Raw genomic sequence first — 17,401 nt, forward strand, 5'->3', positions numbered from 1 at the left:
CATGCCACAAAAATGGTGTCGATAATCCCTTGTTTACCTTACAAGATAATAGTTCGCTTGGCGTAAACTTTATTAATCAACTCAATGAGCAGGACAAGACCAACGTATTTACCTTTCGCAACTATTACAATGGAGGCGGTGTAGCTATCGGCGATATTAACAATGACGGTTTAAACGACGTATACCTCACTTCCAACCAGGGCGGCAACCAACTTTACCTCAACAAAGGCAACTGGAAGTTTGAAGATATCACCAACAAAGCTGGTGTAAAAGGAACAAAGTACTGGAGCACGGGTGTAACCATGGTAGACATTAATGGCGACGGTTGGCTGGATATTTATGTTTGCCACAGCGGTAACATTATAGATAGAAAGGGAAACGAGCTTTTTATAAATCAACACAACGGCACATTTAAAGAAGAGGCTGAAAAGTACGGCTTAGTTGATAATGGATTGTCTACCCAGGCCATATTTTTTGATTATGATAATGATGGGGACCTGGACTGCTTTGTGTTAAACAATTCTTTCCGGCCGATAGGATCATTTGACTTCAGTAAAAATTTACGAGCCGTTGTTGACCCGCTTGGGGGTGCCCATTTATACCGGAATGATAATAGCCACTTCACCAATGTTACCAAAGATGCAGGTATATTTTCTAGTGACATAGGGTTTGGATTAGGGGTGTCTGTAGCTGATGTAAACAACGATGGTTACCCTGATATATACGTATCTAACGACTTTTTTGAGAGAGATTATTTATACATCAATCAAAAGGACGGTACTTACAAGGAAGATATACAGAACGAAACCGGGCATTTAAGCCTCGCCTCTATGGGCTCGGACATTGCTGATATAAATAACGATGGTAACTTGGATATTTTCACAACCGAAATGTTGCCGGAGGGTGACAAGCGGCTTAAGCAGATGACCTCGTTTGAGTCTTTCGACGTTATTAAACTTAAGCAACATGATGGCTACTTTAACCAGTACATGCAAAATTGCTTGCAGCTGAACAATGGTGATGGTACATTTTCCGAAATCGCTTTTAATGCCGGGGTAGCAGCTACCGATTGGAGTTGGGGTGCGTTGTTCTTTGATATGGACAACGATGGCTGGAAGGACATTTTTGTATCTAATGGCATTTATAAAGACCTTACCGACCAGGATTACATTGAGTTTTTGGGCAATCGGGAGAACATGGATAAAATAGCCGAGAAAAAGAAGTTCGACTACAAAGACTTCACCAATAAAATGATATCAACTCCTCTGGAGAACTACGCTTTCAGCAACAACCATAACCTAACATTTGCCAACAAAACAGCCGCGTTCGGGCTTGACAAACCGTCGTTTAGTAATGGCGCAGCTTACGGCGATCTGGATGGCGATGGCGATAATGATTTAATTGTTAATAATGTAAACTCCCCGCTTTATATCTATAAAAACAACGCCGAAGGGTTGAAAAACAACTTCATACAATTAAAGTTGCAAGGCGACCAACTTAACCGGTTTGGAGTTGGCGCGACAGTAAAAGTATTTGCAAAAGACCAGTCGATAGTTTATTACCAGCAGCCTACCCGCGGGTTTCAGAGCAGCACTTCGCCAAATTTGATTACCATAGGGCTCGGTAAAGTGCAGAAAATCGATTCAGTGCAAGTAATTTGGCCTGGAGGCAAATACCAGGTGGATAAAAATGTAGCAGTTAATAAAGTACTTACATACAATATTAAGAACGCTGCTTTACAGTACAACTATTCAAAAAAGCCAGTTAAAACCTTAATGGTTGCCGATGAGAATACACTCTTCGATTCAGTACCTACGCATACGGAAAATGGATTTATCGATTTCGACAACGAGCGTTTGATGCTCCAGATGCTGTCGACCGAAAACCCCTACATGGCCAAAGGTGATATAAATAACGACGGCCTGGATGATTTTTATTTTGGTTCTTCAAAAGATAGTCCGGCAGCAATTTACGTGCAGCAGCCTACAGGCAAATTCAAACAGTATATACCCGATGACCTTGGCAGACAAAGCTACCTGGAAAATGCAGGTGCAGCCTTTGGAGATTTTGACGGCGACGGAGATCAGGACCTGATTATAGGCGTTGGCGGAAATGAAGATGAGGCCGGCACGCCCGTGTACTTCCCTCGCTTCTACGAAAACGACGGTAAAGGTAATTTGCGGCTTAACCGGCAAAAAATGACACCAGCCGCGGTAAACGCGTCGGTTATAATGGCCTGTGATTATGATAAAGACGGCCACCCTGATCTTTTTGTTGGCGGCAGGAGTGTACCCGGAACATACGGTGCTTATCCAAAATCATATGTTTTCCATAACGATGGTACTGGGCGCTTTACGGATGTTTCATCAAAAGTGTTAGGTGCCGACACCAAATTGGGGATGGTAACGGCTGCGCAGTGGGCCGATATAGACGGTAATGGGTACCCTGATCTGGTGGTTGCGGGCAACTGGATGGGTATAAAGATATTTAAGAACAACAGAGGTAGCTTTACTGAAGATAAACAACTTGACAGATACAAAGGCTGGTGGAGCAGTTTGCAGGTTGCCGATGTAAATGGCGATGGCAAGCCCGACATTATTGCAGGTAACATTGGCCTTAATATAAAGTTCAAAGCCACTACCAAGGAACCTATGAAGGTGTACGTAAAGGACTTTGATAACAACGGCACTAAAGAGTGCATCACCTCAGTTTACAAAAGCGATCACGTAAACTATGTGTTCCATATGAAGCCTGACTTGGTTGGGCAAATGCCGTTACTAAAAAAGAAATACTTGAAGTACACCGATTATGCCGGTAAGCCGTTTGACGAAATCTTTACAAATGAAGACCTTCAAGGTGCGGAAGTTCACGAAATGAATTACCTGGCGTCTACAGTATTCCTTAACGACGGGAATAACTTTACAGCTAAACCCTTACCTTATAACGCCCAGCTTTCTAGTGTGAACACCATTCTTTGTGATGATATTGACAAGAGCGGTATACCCGCTATTATACTGGGCGGCAACTTTTATGGCTTTAAGCCTGAAGTAGGCCGTTTAGATGCCAGCCGCGGACAAATTTATAAGTACAGTAAAAGCGGATTTACGTATATTTCGCCATCGCAAAGTGGGATGGATCTTTCCGGTCAGGTGCGGTCATCAATCATGATAAAGAACAGTAGGGGCGAGAAGAATTTCCTTTTTGGTTTAAACGATGATAAGCTTAAAGCCTATAAATTACGTTAAGCTGCCATGCCTAGGACTACCACTTACAAAAGCTTCACCCTGATTTTTCTGGCTGTTCTGGTTGGGATAGCTTTATTTAATTCATGCGAGAAGAAAAAGCCGGGCGACGGGATATTTCGGCTTATACCTACAGAAGACAGCCATGTTGATTTTGTAAATCGCAACATTGCTACCGATTCTGTAAATATACTGGACTACCTCTACTTTTATAATGGTGCAGGCGTAGCTTCGGCTGATTTTAATAATGACGGCTTACCCGACCTTTACTTTTCTTCTAACCAGGAAAACAACAAACTATATCTTAATAAAGGCCATTTAAAATTTGAAGATATTACAAACAAAGCCGGCTTGCAAGGTAAAGGCAACTGGAAGACCGGCGTTACCGTTGTAGATATCAACGGCGACGGCTGGAAAGATATTTACGTTTGCGTTGTATCAAACTACAAAGGATTTAAAGGTAAGAACCAGTTATACATAAATAATCACGATCTTACTTTTACGGAATCTGCTGCAAAGTACGGGTTAGACTTTTCGGGGTTTAGCACACAGGCAAGCTTTTTAGATTATGATAAGGATGGCGACCTGGATATGTTCCTGCTTACATCATCGGTACACAGCAACGATACTTATGGCGACTCTACACTCAGAGTTAAGACCAATCATGATGCCGGCGATCACCTGTTCAGGAACGACAATGGGAGGTTCACAGATGTTACGGAAGGTTCAGGTATCTACTCGGCACCAATAGGTTATGGCCTTGGCTTAAGCGTTGGCGATCTGAACAACGATGGGTGGGACGACATATACGTAAGTAACGACTTTTTTGAACAAGACTATTACTACGTAAATCAAAAGAACGGCACCTTTAAAGAAGAGATGAAGAGCGCGTTTGGGCACGCCAGTTTATTCTCGATGGGAAATACGTTGGTAGATGTTAATAAAGACGGGCATCTGGATGTGATAAGTACCGATATGCTTCCGGAGGATATGAAGGTGCTTAAATCTACCATTAACGATGAGCCGCTGGACATTTACAACCAGGAAGTAAGCGCAGGGTATTATTATCAGTATTCCAAAAACTGTTTGCAGCTGAATGTTGGTAATGGGACTAAGTTTGTGGACCTGAGCCTTTACTCCGGTGTATCTGCTACCGATTGGACATGGTCGCCGCTTGTGCAGGATTTTGATATGGACGGCCATAAGGACATGTTTTTTAGCAATGGCATAAAAAAACGTTTAAACGACATGGATTACCTTAAGTACCTGGGTGATCCCAACGTAGTAAAAGACTTTAAGACCAGCCGTTTCTTTGATAGGGAAAAGATAAACCTGATGCCCAATGGCCAGGTACATAATTACCTCTACCGCGGCAGCGATAAATTGAAATTTACCGACATATCTGAAGGTAATAATATGCGCGATACTTCGATATCATCCGGCGCAGTAGCGATAGATCTGGATAATGACGGAGATCTGGATATGGTGACCAATAACATGGATGTTCCGGCATTTATTTATCAGAACATGACTATGGAAAACGCAAAGGACAAAAAGCCAGCGTATCTTAACGTCAGCGTTCACTTTACCAATCAAAACCCGGATGGTATCGGCACCAAATTTTTCCTGCGAACCGCTAAAGGAATAGATCACCAGGAGATACAAACCAGTACCGCATACGAAAGCACACAGGGCGATAATGTTACTTTTACCTTTGCACCGGGCGACAAGGCATTAGAGTTGCTCATTGTGTGGCCGAATAACAATCACCAAATCATTAAAAACTTCAATCTTAATAAAAAAACTATTATCAAGTACGATGCTGCTGCTGTTTTCCCGCCGACAGATATCGCTTCCGTAACAGATAGTTTTATAAAAGGCAATGCACAGTTCACCTTTAAACCGGTGAAAGCAGCCACAGTAGCTATGGTTGCCCCCTTTGAGACGCCTGACTTTAACTATTATGGCCTGATACCTCATGCTTACCTTCCACATACACCTGCTGTTGCAGTGGCAGACGTAAATAACGATGGCTACGATGATATTTATACCGGCAGTATAGCAGGAGAGGAGAAGTATATTTTAAGCGGCAATAAATCAGGTGGCTTTACTAAGGTAATGGTTGATGCCTTTACCGCACACAAAGCTTACGGCGATACACAGGCGCAGTGGACTGATGTAAATGGAGACGGCATGCCCGATCTGGTGGTGCTTAGTGCCAATCATCCTTTTGCAGAGGCTGGCAAACGTATGCAGCCCCGTTTATACATCAACCGGGGAAACTTCAAGTTTGAATATAAGGCACTTCCGTTGGTAGAGCAACTGGTATCGAAGATATTTATCTACGACTTTAATGGCGATGGAAAGCAGGACCTGTTGCTTACATCTGCAGTACCTTTTTATAATTACAACATGCCCGCACAATCGGCTGTGTTGTTAAGTAAAGGAGAGGGAAACTTTACACCTGCAGGAAAAAAGGACTATCCGGAACTTACACGTATCCCCTACATAACCAGCGTCACAGCTGCTGACGTAGATAAGGACGGCAGGCAGGACATTGTGGTATCTTCTGAGTGGAACCCGGTTCAGATATTCTTAAATAAGAACAAAAAGCTGGTGAAGTTCTCATCTGCTTTGCTGGATGGTATGAAGGGGTGGTGGCAAAGTGCTGCCATTGCAGATGTTGACGGCGATGGCAAGATGGATTTTATCGGTGGCAACTGGGGCGACAACAGCAAGTACAATGTAACTCCAGATCATCCGGTATATGCTTACAACGATGATGTAGATGCCGATGGCAGAAATGATTTGCTTATATCTTACTTCTATAAGGAAAAGTACTATCCTTTCCGACCAAAGAACGATTTGGAACAGGAACTGCCATACTTGAAAAAAGAATTTCTAAGCTTTCAAAAAATGGCTGATAAAACAACAGATGAGGTATTTAAGGACAAACTTAGTGAGAACTCGAAACTTGTAGCCAACCAGTTCAACAGCGTTTTCATAAGCGATGTAATGCATGCTAAAACTGCTGCAGAGTTGCCTTACCTATATCAGCAGGCACCTGTTCGTTCTATTACTTCTTTAGATAAAACCGGTGAGGTATTATTAAACGGTAACTTCTGGGGCGTAGTACCTTACGAAGGTAAGTACGATGCGTTAGGTTTGGTAACAGCGCGTTACAACAAGGCCGATAAGCAGTTTTCACAGCCGGAGTATTGGGTCAATCCTCTGTGTAACTTTGAGGAATGCACAGCTCCGCAAAAGATCAGAATCAGCAAGGGTGAAGCTTTTATAACGGTAACTTACGAAGGCAGGATAGTTATAATAAACAAGTAGCTTAAAATATTGGCCAATAAACCTTTGTAACCCACTTAGCAGTGTCTTTATCCATTAAGCGGTTGTTCATCATCACTTCGTAAGGCATTGCTGGTGATATCAACCCGTGATCTTTCTGGTAACGTTTTAGCTGTGCAAAAGCATTGTTTATCGCTCCGCGACCACCTTTTGCTTCGGTCTCTAATAAGTTGCCGCCAACCACCATTTTATTGATTACTGATTTTTGGTCAGGCTGTATTTCTTTATTTATTGGTACCGCTACCATTATATGGTACTCTTTCTCGTCAACCTGATTGATATTGAGCATCGGTTTGTTGGACTCATTTGCACCTGCTGCGCTGATTTGCTTGCGCAATCCGTCTATTAAGTTGTAAATAACCTCCATGTTGGGGTAGGTTGTTGTAGATGTACTTGTCGCGAGCATAGTACCGTCTTTGACTTTGCTCAACTTAATTTTTAAGCCATAAACATTCACATCAGTTTGGATAAATTTTTTAAAGGATTCAAGTATCTTCTCTAACTCAGTATTCTCCTTTTTAATCCTGAAATATTCTGAAATACGGGTAATAGGATTCAAACTGCTCTGCTTAGCAGCCTCCCAGGTAATGTTTGTTGCACCTTCGCCGGAAGCCTGGTAGCTCACTTTCCCCTTTAGCACATCATTGCCGGTGTTTACGTCGCAATCAACATAGCCGGCAGCGGCATTGGTTATGGTTATCTTGTTGCCGTTAAATTCATAAACAGAGTCTCCTGCCACTACTTTCCCCGGCCACCACTTTGGCCATTGGTGCTGATCAACCAAAAAACGAGCAACGTTAACGTCTGTGGCATCAACGCTTACTACCGAAGTGGCAGTTATATACTGAGGTATGATAAAATAGATACTAACGACGATAATTAACAGCGTACCAAATACCAACAGTGCGGGTCTTTTCATAAAAGGTTTTATAAAGCCTGGACGCAAGTAGCGCGTTCTTAAATGTTGTGCAAAATAAATATTAGTTTGTGTTAAATTCAAACTGTTTTTAGCAGGCAGATGTGGTAAAAAACCTATCTTAGCATACAGAAATAAAGAAAGCCAATATAAGCGCAAGCCTCCCGAAGCAGCGTATTTTCTTAAACTGATTTAGACTATGAACCGTTTCCTGTTGATTTTTGCAGTTGCTGTAATTTGTTTTTCTTCTTGCAAAAAAGCCGATTATCAAAAAATCACCCACAATCCGGAGCTTTACCGTACCACTGTAAAAAAGCTTAACGATATTGTTCTCGAAAATAACTTTCCACCGGTAATAGCGTCCCGAAATTACGCTTACGCCAATATAGCTGCCTACGAAGTGATAGCGGCTGGTGACCCTAAACATTACAGATCACTGGCGGGCCAAATAAAGCACCTTACCACAGTACCAAAACCCGGTAACGATAAAGAAATTGATTTTCAGTTTGCTTCGCTGCTCTCTTTTTGCGTAGTGGGAAACGCCGTTACTTTCCCCGAAGGAAGTATGGAGACTTACGTAGATGAGCTAAAGAAAAAAGCGGAAGATGCCGGCATGCCGTCTGATGTATTCGATAATTCGGTGGAATATTCAAACCTAGTAGCCAAGCACATTTTGGCTTGGAGCAAAAAGGACAATTACGCCCAAACCCGTAGCGCCAGCAAGTATACGGTTACCCGTAAAGACGGGCGCTGGATACCCACTCCGCCTATGTATGCTCAGGCTTTAGAACCGCATTGGGGAGAGATACGGCCGCTTGTGCTTGATTCTGCTGCACAAATACCCTCGCCCGAGCCGCCACCGTATAACATGGCTGATAAGAATAGCGCCTTTTACAAAGCTGTAATTGAGGTAAAAGCCATGGGAGACAGCCTTACGGAGGAACAAAAGCACATGGCTGATTTTTGGGATGATAACGCCTTTAAGTTGAATGTAATAGGTCATGCGTCTTTTGCCACTAAGAAGTTTTCGCCCGGAGGGCACTGGATGAACATTGCAGGTATTGGTTCGCAAATAAAGAAAGCCGATTTTGGTACCACGGTAGCTGCCTACACCGAAACATCTATTGCCCTGTTTGACGCTTTTATAAATTGCTGGTACGTTAAATACAAGGCAAATAGCGTTCGCCCGGAGACGGTAATAACAAGAGTGCTTGACCCTGAGTGGCGCCCGTATATACAAACGCCGCCCTTTCCGGAATACATTAGCGGTCACGCGGTGATATCTGCTGCAGCTGCAGAGGTGCTAACCCGCACCTTCGGCGACAATATTATTTACAGCGATTCTTCGGAATCGGAATTTGGGATCGCGCCTCGCACCTTTAAATCTTTTAGAGATGCTGCGCAGGAAGCTGCTATGTCGCGCGTTTATGGCGGTATTCACTATAAAAATGCTTGTATAGTAGGCACTATGCAAGGTCGCAAAATAGGAGACCTGGTCACAGAAAAACTTAAGCTTAAGATCAAATAAGACATATAGATGAAAAGAACCCTTTTCCTGCTAACGGTTGCAATGGTTTCAATTGTAAACACGTTTGCACAAAATGTTAGTCCATGGATTATAAAGGCCGATAAGATAGATCCTGCGAATTACTACGGCATCACGGTAGCTAACGGGATGATAGGCATTGTATCCTCACCGGAGCCGTTCAAGGTAAAAAATGTGGTGCTTGCAGGCGCTTATGATTTATATGGACGGGGTAGAGTAAGCAACTTCCTTAATAGCTTTAACCTGCTAAACATGTATTTAGAGGTAGACGGCAGACGGCTCGATGCAAAAATGGTCAGCAACTTTAAGCAGGAATTGGACATGCAGCACGCCGCCATGACCACCAGCTTTGATTATGCTGATAAAGCGACAATCAAATACACCTATTACTCACTGCGGCAGCTACCTTTTACGGTATTGATGGATGTTGCGGTAACCGCTAAGAAGCCTATTAACATTACTGCAGCCAGCGTGATGGAAGCTCCTGACGCGTTAAAACAAGTAGAGAATTATTACAATGAGATAGATCGTCCGCATGTTACCATCAGTCTGCTTACTTCAACGGCTAAAAGCCCGACCGGTAAGCTGCAGTTGTGTGCGTCGACATCTTTCCTGTTTAACGAACCGCACGGACAGGAACCAAGAGTGATCCACGAGATGTGGGATAATAACATGCACCTGATGAAGTTTAGCCACCAGATAGGAGCAGGGCAGACTTACTCTTACGGAGTTACCGGTTCTTCCATCACCTCGGCACATCATCCTGATCCGCTGAACGAAGCTGAGCGCCTGACCATATTTGCTTTGCTGGAAGGTAAAGACCGGTTGATTAAGTTCCATAATAAAGCTTGGGACGAGCTATGGAAAAGCGACATACAGATAGAAGGTGACGACCAGGCACAACAGGACGTACATAGTATGCTATATCACTTGTACTCGTTCTCTCGCGAGGGAACAGCCTTGTCGCCGTCGCCTATGGGTTTGTCGGGCCTGGGCTACAACGGACACGTATTTTGGGATACTGACTTATGGATGTTCCCGGCTATGCTGGTGCTGCATCCGGAGATTGCGAAATCAATGGTGGAGTACCGGTTCGAGCGCCTGGAGAGTGCCCGCAAGAACGCCTTTTCGCATGGATACAAAGGAGCGATGTTCCCTTGGGAGAGTGCTGACAGCGGGGTAGAGGAGACGCCCGTATGGGCACTAAGCGGCCCGTTTGAGCACCATATAAGTGCCGACGTGGCGAACGCCGCATGGGCTTACTACTGTGTCACGCAGGACAAGCAGTGGTTACGTGAAAAGGGTTGGCCTTTATTATCTGCCACTGCGGATTTTTGGGCAAGCCGGGTAGAGCGTAACGGTGCCGGCCATTACGACATCAAGAATGTGGTAGCAGCAGACGAATGGGCGGAGAACATCGACAATAACGCTTTTACAAATGCTGCTGCTAAAGCAAACCTGACGAATGCTACTGCGGCTGCAAATATATTAGGCGTAAAGGCCGATCCGGATTGGGCTCATGTGGCGCAAAACATTCCTATTCTTAAGATGAGTAACGGTGTAACGCAGGAGCACGCGCAGTATAAAGGCGAAGGCATTAAACAGGCAGACGTAAACCTGCTGGCTTATCCTTTAAAGGCCATTACCGATCCTGCGCAAATTAAGAAAGACCTGGAGTACTACGAAAGCCGTGTGCCTAACGAAGGTACTCCTGCTATGACGCAAGGGGTGTTTGCGCTGTTGTATGCAAGGCTGGGCAATGGAGAGAAGGCTTACCATTGGTTTAAAGATGCTTACGAGCCTAACCTTAACCCACCGTTCCGGGTAATAGCGGAAACAAAGGGTGGTACCAACCCGTACTTTGCTACAGGTGCAGGCGGCATTATTCAAGCTATGCTGATGGGCTTTGGCGGACTGGATATAACACCGCAGGGCATAACACAGATCAAGAGCAAGCTGCCATCCAACTGGAAATCGTTAAAGATCACCGGTGTGGGTGTAAATAAAGCTACGTATTCGGTAAAGTAATTTTTGACACTGTGCACTGTAACACGATAAGGTGTTACACCTGTTACAGTTTTTTGGTGCTAAAAACACTTAAATTGCTGTATGTCTTTTAATTAACGAAAATTCATGTTACAGTTTTTGAAACCATGTTACAGTTTTTTTGAAAAAAACAGATGTGATACAGTTTTAAGTAGTCGATGTGAGACACTACTATAGTATTGCCGCATTCAAATAAGTTCTTGCGCGTTTTAACGCAAGCCTAGTTCTTTCAGATGTGCAATAAGCGCCGCTGGATGGTCAGTTTGCAGGCCGGTAAAGCCCAGTGGCAATGCTTCATCCCAATGCTTGTCCTCGTCGGCACTTTGTATATCCGGCCAGGCAGGTAATTTACTTTCTGAGAGATATTTTAAAATGTCAGCATTATAGCTTTTCCAGTTCCCATCCAGTAGGTCAGGATGATATCGGTCTACAAAGGTTTTAACAGCATTTACGTCTTTGGCGTTACCAGGCAGGCTGAGCATCAGTGGCATTGTGGGTGCAACTGTTCTCCAGTCTTTAAACTGACTTGCGCTGTTTATATAAACAATCACCTGCTTTTCCATACCATACTTGCGCAAATCCTTGTAGGTAGCGGCAGCGGATGCATCTTTAAAATCAAGGTAAATGTAAATTTTGTTCTTACACGCTTTCAGGATCTCCTCAAATGTTGGTACACGATAGATGTTAGTGTCGGTAGAGTCTTTACTTCGTATTGCCAGGTCCTTTACCTGATCTAATGTAAGGTCTTTTATGTTCCCCGGTTTACCTGTCATGCGGGTGATGCTGCCATCGTGCATGCTCACCAGGGCGCTATCCTTAGTGGTGCGCAGGTCTATCTCCACGTAATCCGCGCCGTTCCTGATCGCCTCCTGGTACGCAGCCAGTGTATTCTCGGGGTATTTAACGTGATCGCCGCGATGAGCAATTACGGTGAAACGGTGCCTTGGTTTGGGTAAGGGATTTGGCTGCGCATTTGCATGTAGTGCATTAACTAAATAGATAAGAAAAGTAACGCCGACCTTTATAGCATTCATAGAAGCCAAATTAGATTGCTATGGTTAATTAAGCTTTGTGTTACCGTTAAATTTGATGCAAGATTTAGTTTGAGTAACGCTGCATTAACCTTAACAAGTTGGCAGAGTAGATAGGTTTTTAGTGCTTAATAAAAGGTACGATTCTTAAGTAAATAGCTACTTATAACAGTGCGTTATTGACAAATAGCGCATCTCCCTGTATTATTTCACCATCGGGGTTTACCCAGCCCTTTGAAGTATTTACCAGCCTGAAATTGCATTCCGTAAGAATCTTAAACAAGTCAAAGAAAGTGGAAGAGCCCTCGTACATTGGCTTGTAGGATATTTCGGTATATACCAGTTTAGTCCTTTTAAGTGTGTTTAATCCCGACATCAATACTAAATGTTCTACGCCCTGCACATCAATTTTAAGAAGGTCTATAACGTTTAAGTTGTTCCGGTTGGCAATCGTATCCAGTGTTTCAGTTTCAACAGTAATTAATGTAGGCTTGGTTAGGTATTGATCATTATGATATTCGTCTTTTATCTTGAGTATCGAACTTAAAACATCCGCATCCTTTGAGAAATAAAAGTCGACACTTCCGGACTTATCAGATACTGCAACACTTTCAACCACAAAACGGGACTTATCCCGAAACTTATCGTTTAAAATTACTTTGAGGTCGGTAAGCGGTTCAACTAAAACAGCTTTATTAATTTTGTAATGGTTAGCAATAGCCTGCATGAAAATCCCCTTTGATGCACCTACGTCTATTACGTCAATAGGTTTATCGGCGGGTAAGAACGCTGTTATCTCAACAGGAACTTCGGATCTATTGTAGGGTATTTTAAGCAGTCGGTAAAGTAAATACTTACTTTCCTGCTTAATTGAATTGGGAATAATTTTTTTGATGTTCATTAAACGGGGCTATAGCCTAAAGGTAAAACGTTTGCCTTATCAATCTTTAACAAAAAAGAAATGGTTTGTTCGTTCCCGGTTTTCTTGTCCAATGGCATGCTTTAGACCGGTGCCATGTATTTGCAGGCCGCTGGTCACAAACTGTAAATGAACAGAGATAGTTTAGCTGTTTAAAAGCGCCACACCAATATACGGCTGGTTTTTTGCCCTTGCGACATGTTGATGGTTTTTACCTCTGCAGCACCTAAATAGTCTAGCGACTTATAGCAGCCCGGGAGTGTTGTCTTCTGGGATATTAGCGATGAGAACCATTTACATGACTTGGAGAACTGCTTGCTTTCGCTCATCATCTTGTTCAGAAAACGCGGTTCGCCACCCTCGCACCAAAGCTCGTTATTACGGCCGCCAAAGTTTAAGCCGGCGCCGGCATCCTGTCCAAGTTTCTCCCATTTACGTTGCGATTTTGCCTGCACCTCTTTAGAAGACGAATGGAAGGGTGGATTACATATGGTGATGTCGAACTTTTCGCCGGGTTGTATAATGCCCTCAAAAATATGAGCGTACGATGTTTGCTTGCGAATATCAATAGCCTTGTTAAGGCCGTTAGTTTCAACTATCTTTTTGGCCGATGCTGCGGCAATATAATCGGCTTCGCTGCCAACAAAGCTCCAGCCATAAGCCTTGTGACCAATAAGCGGGTAGATGCAATTTGCCCCAACGCCAATATCCAGCACTCTAACACTATTGCCTGTTGGTATTGTGCCCTGGTTATCTTCGGCTAAAACATCGGCTATGTAGTGAATATAATCGGCGCGGCCCGGGATAGGGGGACATAAAAATCCTTCGGGGATATCCCATGAAGCAATGCCATAGCTTTGTTTCAACAACGCCTGGTTAATGGTTTTTACCGCTTCGGGATTGGTAAAGTTAACAGTAGGCTCACCTTGCTCGTTCTCGATAATGAAATTACGTAATGCAGGGAGGGCTTTAACCAGCTCTTTAAAATCGTACCTGCCGCGATGAAGGTTGCGCGGGTGCAGATTAGTTTTTTCGGTATTGTTATTCTGTAGCTGATCTGCCATTATGTTTTATTATAAGCGCGGCTGCGGGCAATTTAGTTTGCCCGCGCTTAGAGCGGTGCCACAAAGTTATAAACTTTTACTATCAGCTTGTAACTCATGGGCAGGTTAAGCTGGGTTCTCTATTGTTAATACAACTTTTATTCGAAAAAGAGTAGTCTGCATTATCGTACTTCACATGTACATCAATTGTTTTGGTGATTTATACTGTTTGTCAAAAGCAAGTCCTCTAAGTAATAAGCACTAAGGTCACATTGTTGAGTAAGATAATCGATTTTGCAATCAATCTCCGAAAGCTAGGAACCCCTCTTTTACTTTCGAAAGCTCTGTGATTATATACATAAGTGTTTGTTTCTGACTTGCGTCGTTGGTGTTATTCATCTTCCTTTTAATTATCGATATCAACAGCTCTGCATGGCTTTTGTATATTCTGTTGGAAACATAGATATCGAATGTATTACCAATAAGTTTTTTAAGCTCCCAAAAAACATCGTTAATCAAGTCCAATTGTTTATTGCTAATCTGAAACAATAAACTTTTTCTATTAGTATCGTTTATTTCGTAAAAATCCAAAGCCATGTTAATTGTGTTATCTAAAACAGGTTTATAGCTAGTATATACCCAAGTTGGAGGTTTAATATGCTCAACTTAACCCTGTTGTTCTCACAGAAGCAGGACTTGCAACTTGTATCTAAGTAAATAAAAAAATGCTACAATCTTATTTTTTCCAATTCAACCCATTCGACCTTGGTTCGGCTTGACCTTATACCAAAGATTTGCGGCTTTAAACTAAGTTCCCTATCGATCAACTTTAACTTACTCGTTATGAAATCGGGGAGCGCCATTTTGCTTTCTTCTACCAAATTCAACAGATTGTCTTCAAAGGCGTCTAAGTAGTATCTCGGTTTGTTGTTTTTGTAAATCAACCATTCTCCATATGACATATCACCTAGGGCATAGAGGTACTTTATGCCGGTGAATGTGTAAACATGCGTTACGAAAAGCTTTAATTTAACCACCTCCATACTACACTTCTGTTAGTACTTATTTAATTATTAGTGTTCTTTGAGATCTTACTCACCCTTTTTCTCCCCAAAATAACCGCTTTCCAAATAGCCATTTAAAAACGGTAACAACGGCACATTGCCTTTTATCCATAATACATTCTGCTCGTATATACGCGAGATTATTATTACGTTGTCCACGGCTTCCAAAATCAAATCCGTCCATTGATATTTAACTACAGCGCTTACAAGATTTTCTTGATCTTCGGCATCACCTAGAAAAATTATGCTGGGAAATTCAATCGAGTCCCAGATATCTTGCAAGATGTTTCTATTGAACATTAAGTTGGATTCCTTAAATTAGAACAAGAGCTTGCGACGGGGGCCAGGTTCATTTACAAACACGTGTTCCGCAACAAAATTTACGTTTTTATCAAAGTCTTCCGTAATAAAGTTCTCCAGATAACCACTAAATAAAGCCTGATCAAACACATATGTCAAGTTAGCAAACAACTTATCCCATAAAGGTTGATTAAGTGCAAAAATATCTCCATCCATCATGATGGACGCGCTGTACTCGCTATAAATCACCAGGTCGTAGCTTTTCATTTAAATCCTTGGTAAGTCAATTTTGCCTTTCTGCTTAGTTTTATTCCCCTTTTTTCTCCTCAAAATCGTACCTGTTCATCAGTTTTAGCAATACGCCGTTGGTCCAGCCGAAGCCGTCCTGTAAGGGGTATTCGCCGCCACCGGCGGTAAGGCTGGTGTCAACCACGTTGTATTTTTCCAGCAGTTTGCCTGTTTGTTTAAACACGCGCACGTTCAGGTTCATCCAGCGGGTGGCAATATCCTTTGCAAGCGCATGATAGTTGTAGTTCTCCAGCCCGTCTATAGCCATGTACTGTAAAGGCGCCCAGCCGTTAGGTGCATCCCATTGCTGGCCGCTAAAGTTTAGCGTGGTTACCAGTCCGCCAGGTTTTAGAAAGTTTGCCTTTAATCCGTCGGCTATTTTTTGTGCTTGCGCAGGCGTGGCAATCTTAAACTCCAGAGGGAAAACCGCTGCCAGGGTAGGTATGGTGCTTAGCGTGTTGTTGGTCCAGTTATAATCGCCAAACCAACCGGCTTTTGCATCCCAGCAATATTTCAGTATCGCCTTTTTGCGGGCAAGTGCCTTTGCGGTATACAGCCTGTACAGGGCACCATTGCCTTTTACCTGGTAAGCGCGCGCAATGGTAAGCTCCATATTGTACATGAGACAGTTAAGGTCTACCGGTACCAGGTCGGTTGTGTGTATAGTGCTCAGCTTAGCCGATCCATCAAACCAACGGCTGCTGAAGTCCCAACCGGAAGCTGCGGCAGCGCGGATGTGGTGGTAAAACACGGGTAGTTGCTGTTGGGTCTCCTTGGCTGCATTTACGTCTTTCATGTACGATTCTTCGCGCGGCTCGTCGCTTTCATCCCAGTAACGGTTAAGCAATGTACCATCCGGCATGCGCACCGCGCGGTGAACGGCTTGTCCTTTAGCCAGTGTGGCACCACCCTGCATCCAATAGTTATATTCTTTTACCAGCTGCGGTTGATATTTTGCAAGCACCTTATTGCCCTGGCTTTTGGCGAGCAAACTCACCATCATGGGGAAGAACGGCGGCTGCGAGCGGGTAAGGTAGTAGGCCCGGTTGCCGTTGGGGATAAAACCGTAGGTATCTATCAGGTAGGCAAAGTTTTCTATCATATTGCTTATTACCTTTTCCTGGTGGCTTTGCTGCAGCCCCAGCATGGTAAAGTACGAATCCCAATAGTATACCTCGCGGAAACGGCCGCCTGGCACAATGTATGGGTTAGGCAGCGCCGCCAGCGAGGAGAACTTTTTACCCGCATCGGGCTGCCGCTGTAGTACCTGCCACAGGGTGTCTATATGTTTACGGATGCCTTCTTCTACATTGGTTTGGAAGGCGTGGGTAGCAGAAGCAGGAGGGGTAAAGTTAGCCAAAACAAAGTCGCGCAGGTTAAATCCGCCTTTTCCCTTTTGCTCGTTATACGATTTCATGATCTGCGATGGCTCGAACTTAGGCGTGCAATCCACAAAGGTTTTATTATCCGGAAAGATGTCTGACGATTGTACCGCCTCAAACAAGCCCGGGAACTGCTGCCGTGGGGTTTGCTGCTGGGCATTAGCTCGCGCGGCAAAGAACAGCGCAGCAATAAGTATTAGCTTTTTGATCATGAAAGTAGCCGTTTGTGTAAGCAGGTTACAGATTTATATGGCTATAAATTTAAGC

11 protein-coding genes are annotated in these 17,401 nt (G+C 43.5%); 4 read left to right on the forward strand and 7 right to left on the reverse strand.

Features of this window, described 5'->3' with window-relative positions; all coding sequences use genetic code 11:
- The first annotated feature begins 29 nt into the window (after positions 1–29).
- Positions 30–3,245: a VCBS repeat-containing protein gene (locus tag AC59GT_RS04595; RefSeq protein WP_497236531.1), complete on the forward strand. Its 3,216-nt coding sequence runs from the start codon at positions 30–32 to the stop codon at positions 3,243–3,245.
- Between the two features lie 6 nt (positions 3,246–3,251).
- The gene (locus tag AC59GT_RS04600; protein WP_497236532.1) at positions 3,252–6,581 is read left to right on the forward strand and encodes an FG-GAP repeat domain-containing protein; all 3,330 of its coding nucleotides are present in this window, start codon (positions 3,252–3,254) and stop codon (positions 6,579–6,581) included.
- Position 6,582: 1 nt separating this feature from the next.
- Here AC59GT_RS04600 and AC59GT_RS04605 read toward each other — a convergent pair whose 3' ends face one another.
- Positions 6,583–7,518: a GyrI-like domain-containing protein gene (locus AC59GT_RS04605; RefSeq protein WP_497236533.1), complete on the reverse strand. Its 936-nt coding sequence runs from the start codon at positions 7,516–7,518 to the stop codon at positions 6,583–6,585.
- Between the two features lie 196 nt (positions 7,519–7,714).
- Here AC59GT_RS04605 and AC59GT_RS04610 point away from each other — a divergent pair, with 196 nt between their 5' ends.
- Positions 7,715–9,043: a vanadium-dependent haloperoxidase gene (locus tag AC59GT_RS04610; protein ID WP_497236534.1), complete on the forward strand. Its 1,329-nt coding sequence runs from the start codon at positions 7,715–7,717 to the stop codon at positions 9,041–9,043.
- A 9-nt stretch (positions 9,044–9,052) separates the two neighbouring features.
- The gene (locus AC59GT_RS04615; RefSeq protein WP_497236535.1) at positions 9,053–11,089 is read left to right on the forward strand and encodes a kojibiose hydrolase; all 2,037 of its coding nucleotides are present in this window, start codon (positions 9,053–9,055) and stop codon (positions 11,087–11,089) included.
- Between the two features lie 227 nt (positions 11,090–11,316).
- Here AC59GT_RS04615 and AC59GT_RS04620 read toward each other — a convergent pair whose 3' ends face one another.
- The 6 genes from AC59GT_RS04620 to treA all read right to left on the reverse strand — a co-directional run bounded on the left by AC59GT_RS04620 (position 11,317) and on the right by treA (position 17,346).
- Positions 11,317–12,141, reverse strand: a complete 825-nt coding sequence (locus AC59GT_RS04620) for a glycerophosphodiester phosphodiesterase family protein (protein ID WP_497236536.1) — start codon at positions 12,139–12,141, stop codon at positions 11,317–11,319.
- A 160-nt stretch (positions 12,142–12,301) separates the two neighbouring features.
- Entirely contained in the window at positions 12,302–13,039 is a 738-nt protein-coding gene (locus AC59GT_RS04625; RefSeq protein WP_497236537.1) for an FkbM family methyltransferase, read from the reverse strand.
- 170 nt (positions 13,040–13,209) lie between these two features.
- Positions 13,210–14,121, reverse strand: a complete 912-nt coding sequence (gene rlmF / locus AC59GT_RS04630) for a 23S rRNA (adenine(1618)-N(6))-methyltransferase RlmF (RefSeq protein ID WP_497236538.1) — start codon at positions 14,119–14,121, stop codon at positions 13,210–13,212.
- Between the two features lie 1,070 nt (positions 14,122–15,191).
- A complete protein-coding gene (locus AC59GT_RS04635; RefSeq protein WP_497236539.1) occupies positions 15,192–15,464 on the reverse strand; it encodes a hypothetical protein in 273 nt (90 codons plus the stop codon).
- A gap of 18 nt (positions 15,465–15,482) precedes the next feature.
- A complete protein-coding gene (locus AC59GT_RS04640; RefSeq protein WP_497236540.1) occupies positions 15,483–15,731 on the reverse strand; it encodes a hypothetical protein in 249 nt (82 codons plus the stop codon).
- 40 nt (positions 15,732–15,771) lie between these two features.
- A complete protein-coding gene (gene treA / locus AC59GT_RS04645; RefSeq protein WP_497236541.1) occupies positions 15,772–17,346 on the reverse strand; it encodes an alpha,alpha-trehalase TreA in 1,575 nt (524 codons plus the stop codon).
- Positions 17,347–17,401: the final 55 nt, after the last annotated feature.

It is taken from the genome of Mucilaginibacter sp. 320_HR (assembly GCF_059691875.1).

Bases quoted from the DNA above. Each gene is read 5' to 3' on its own strand.
- AC59GT_RS04605 (WP_497236533.1), bottom strand. From the start codon at position 7,518: ATGAAAAGACCCGCACTGTTGGTATTTGGTACGCTGTTAATTATCGTC.
- AC59GT_RS04610 (WP_497236534.1), top strand. From the start codon at position 7,715: ATGAACCGTTTCCTGTTGATTTTTGCAGTTGCTGTAATTTGTTTTTCT.
- treA (WP_497236541.1), bottom strand. From the start codon at position 17,346: ATGATCAAAAAGCTAATACTTATTGCTGCGCTGTTCTTTGCCGCGCGA.
- AC59GT_RS04635 (WP_497236539.1), bottom strand. From the start codon at position 15,464: ATGTTCAATAGAAACATCTTGCAAGATATCTGGGACTCGATTGAATTT.
- AC59GT_RS04640 (WP_497236540.1), bottom strand. From the start codon at position 15,731: ATGAAAAGCTACGACCTGGTGATTTATAGCGAGTACAGCGCGTCCATC.
- AC59GT_RS04620 (WP_497236536.1), bottom strand. From the start codon at position 12,141: ATGAATGCTATAAAGGTCGGCGTTACTTTTCTTATCTATTTAGTTAAT.
- AC59GT_RS04625 (WP_497236537.1), bottom strand. From the start codon at position 13,039: ATGAACATCAAAAAAATTATTCCCAATTCAATTAAGCAGGAAAGTAAG.
- AC59GT_RS04615 (WP_497236535.1), top strand. From the start codon at position 9,053: ATGAAAAGAACCCTTTTCCTGCTAACGGTTGCAATGGTTTCAATTGTA.
- AC59GT_RS04600 (WP_497236532.1), top strand. From the start codon at position 3,252: ATGCCTAGGACTACCACTTACAAAAGCTTCACCCTGATTTTTCTGGCT.
- rlmF (WP_497236538.1), bottom strand. From the start codon at position 14,121: ATGGCAGATCAGCTACAGAATAACAATACCGAAAAAACTAATCTGCAC.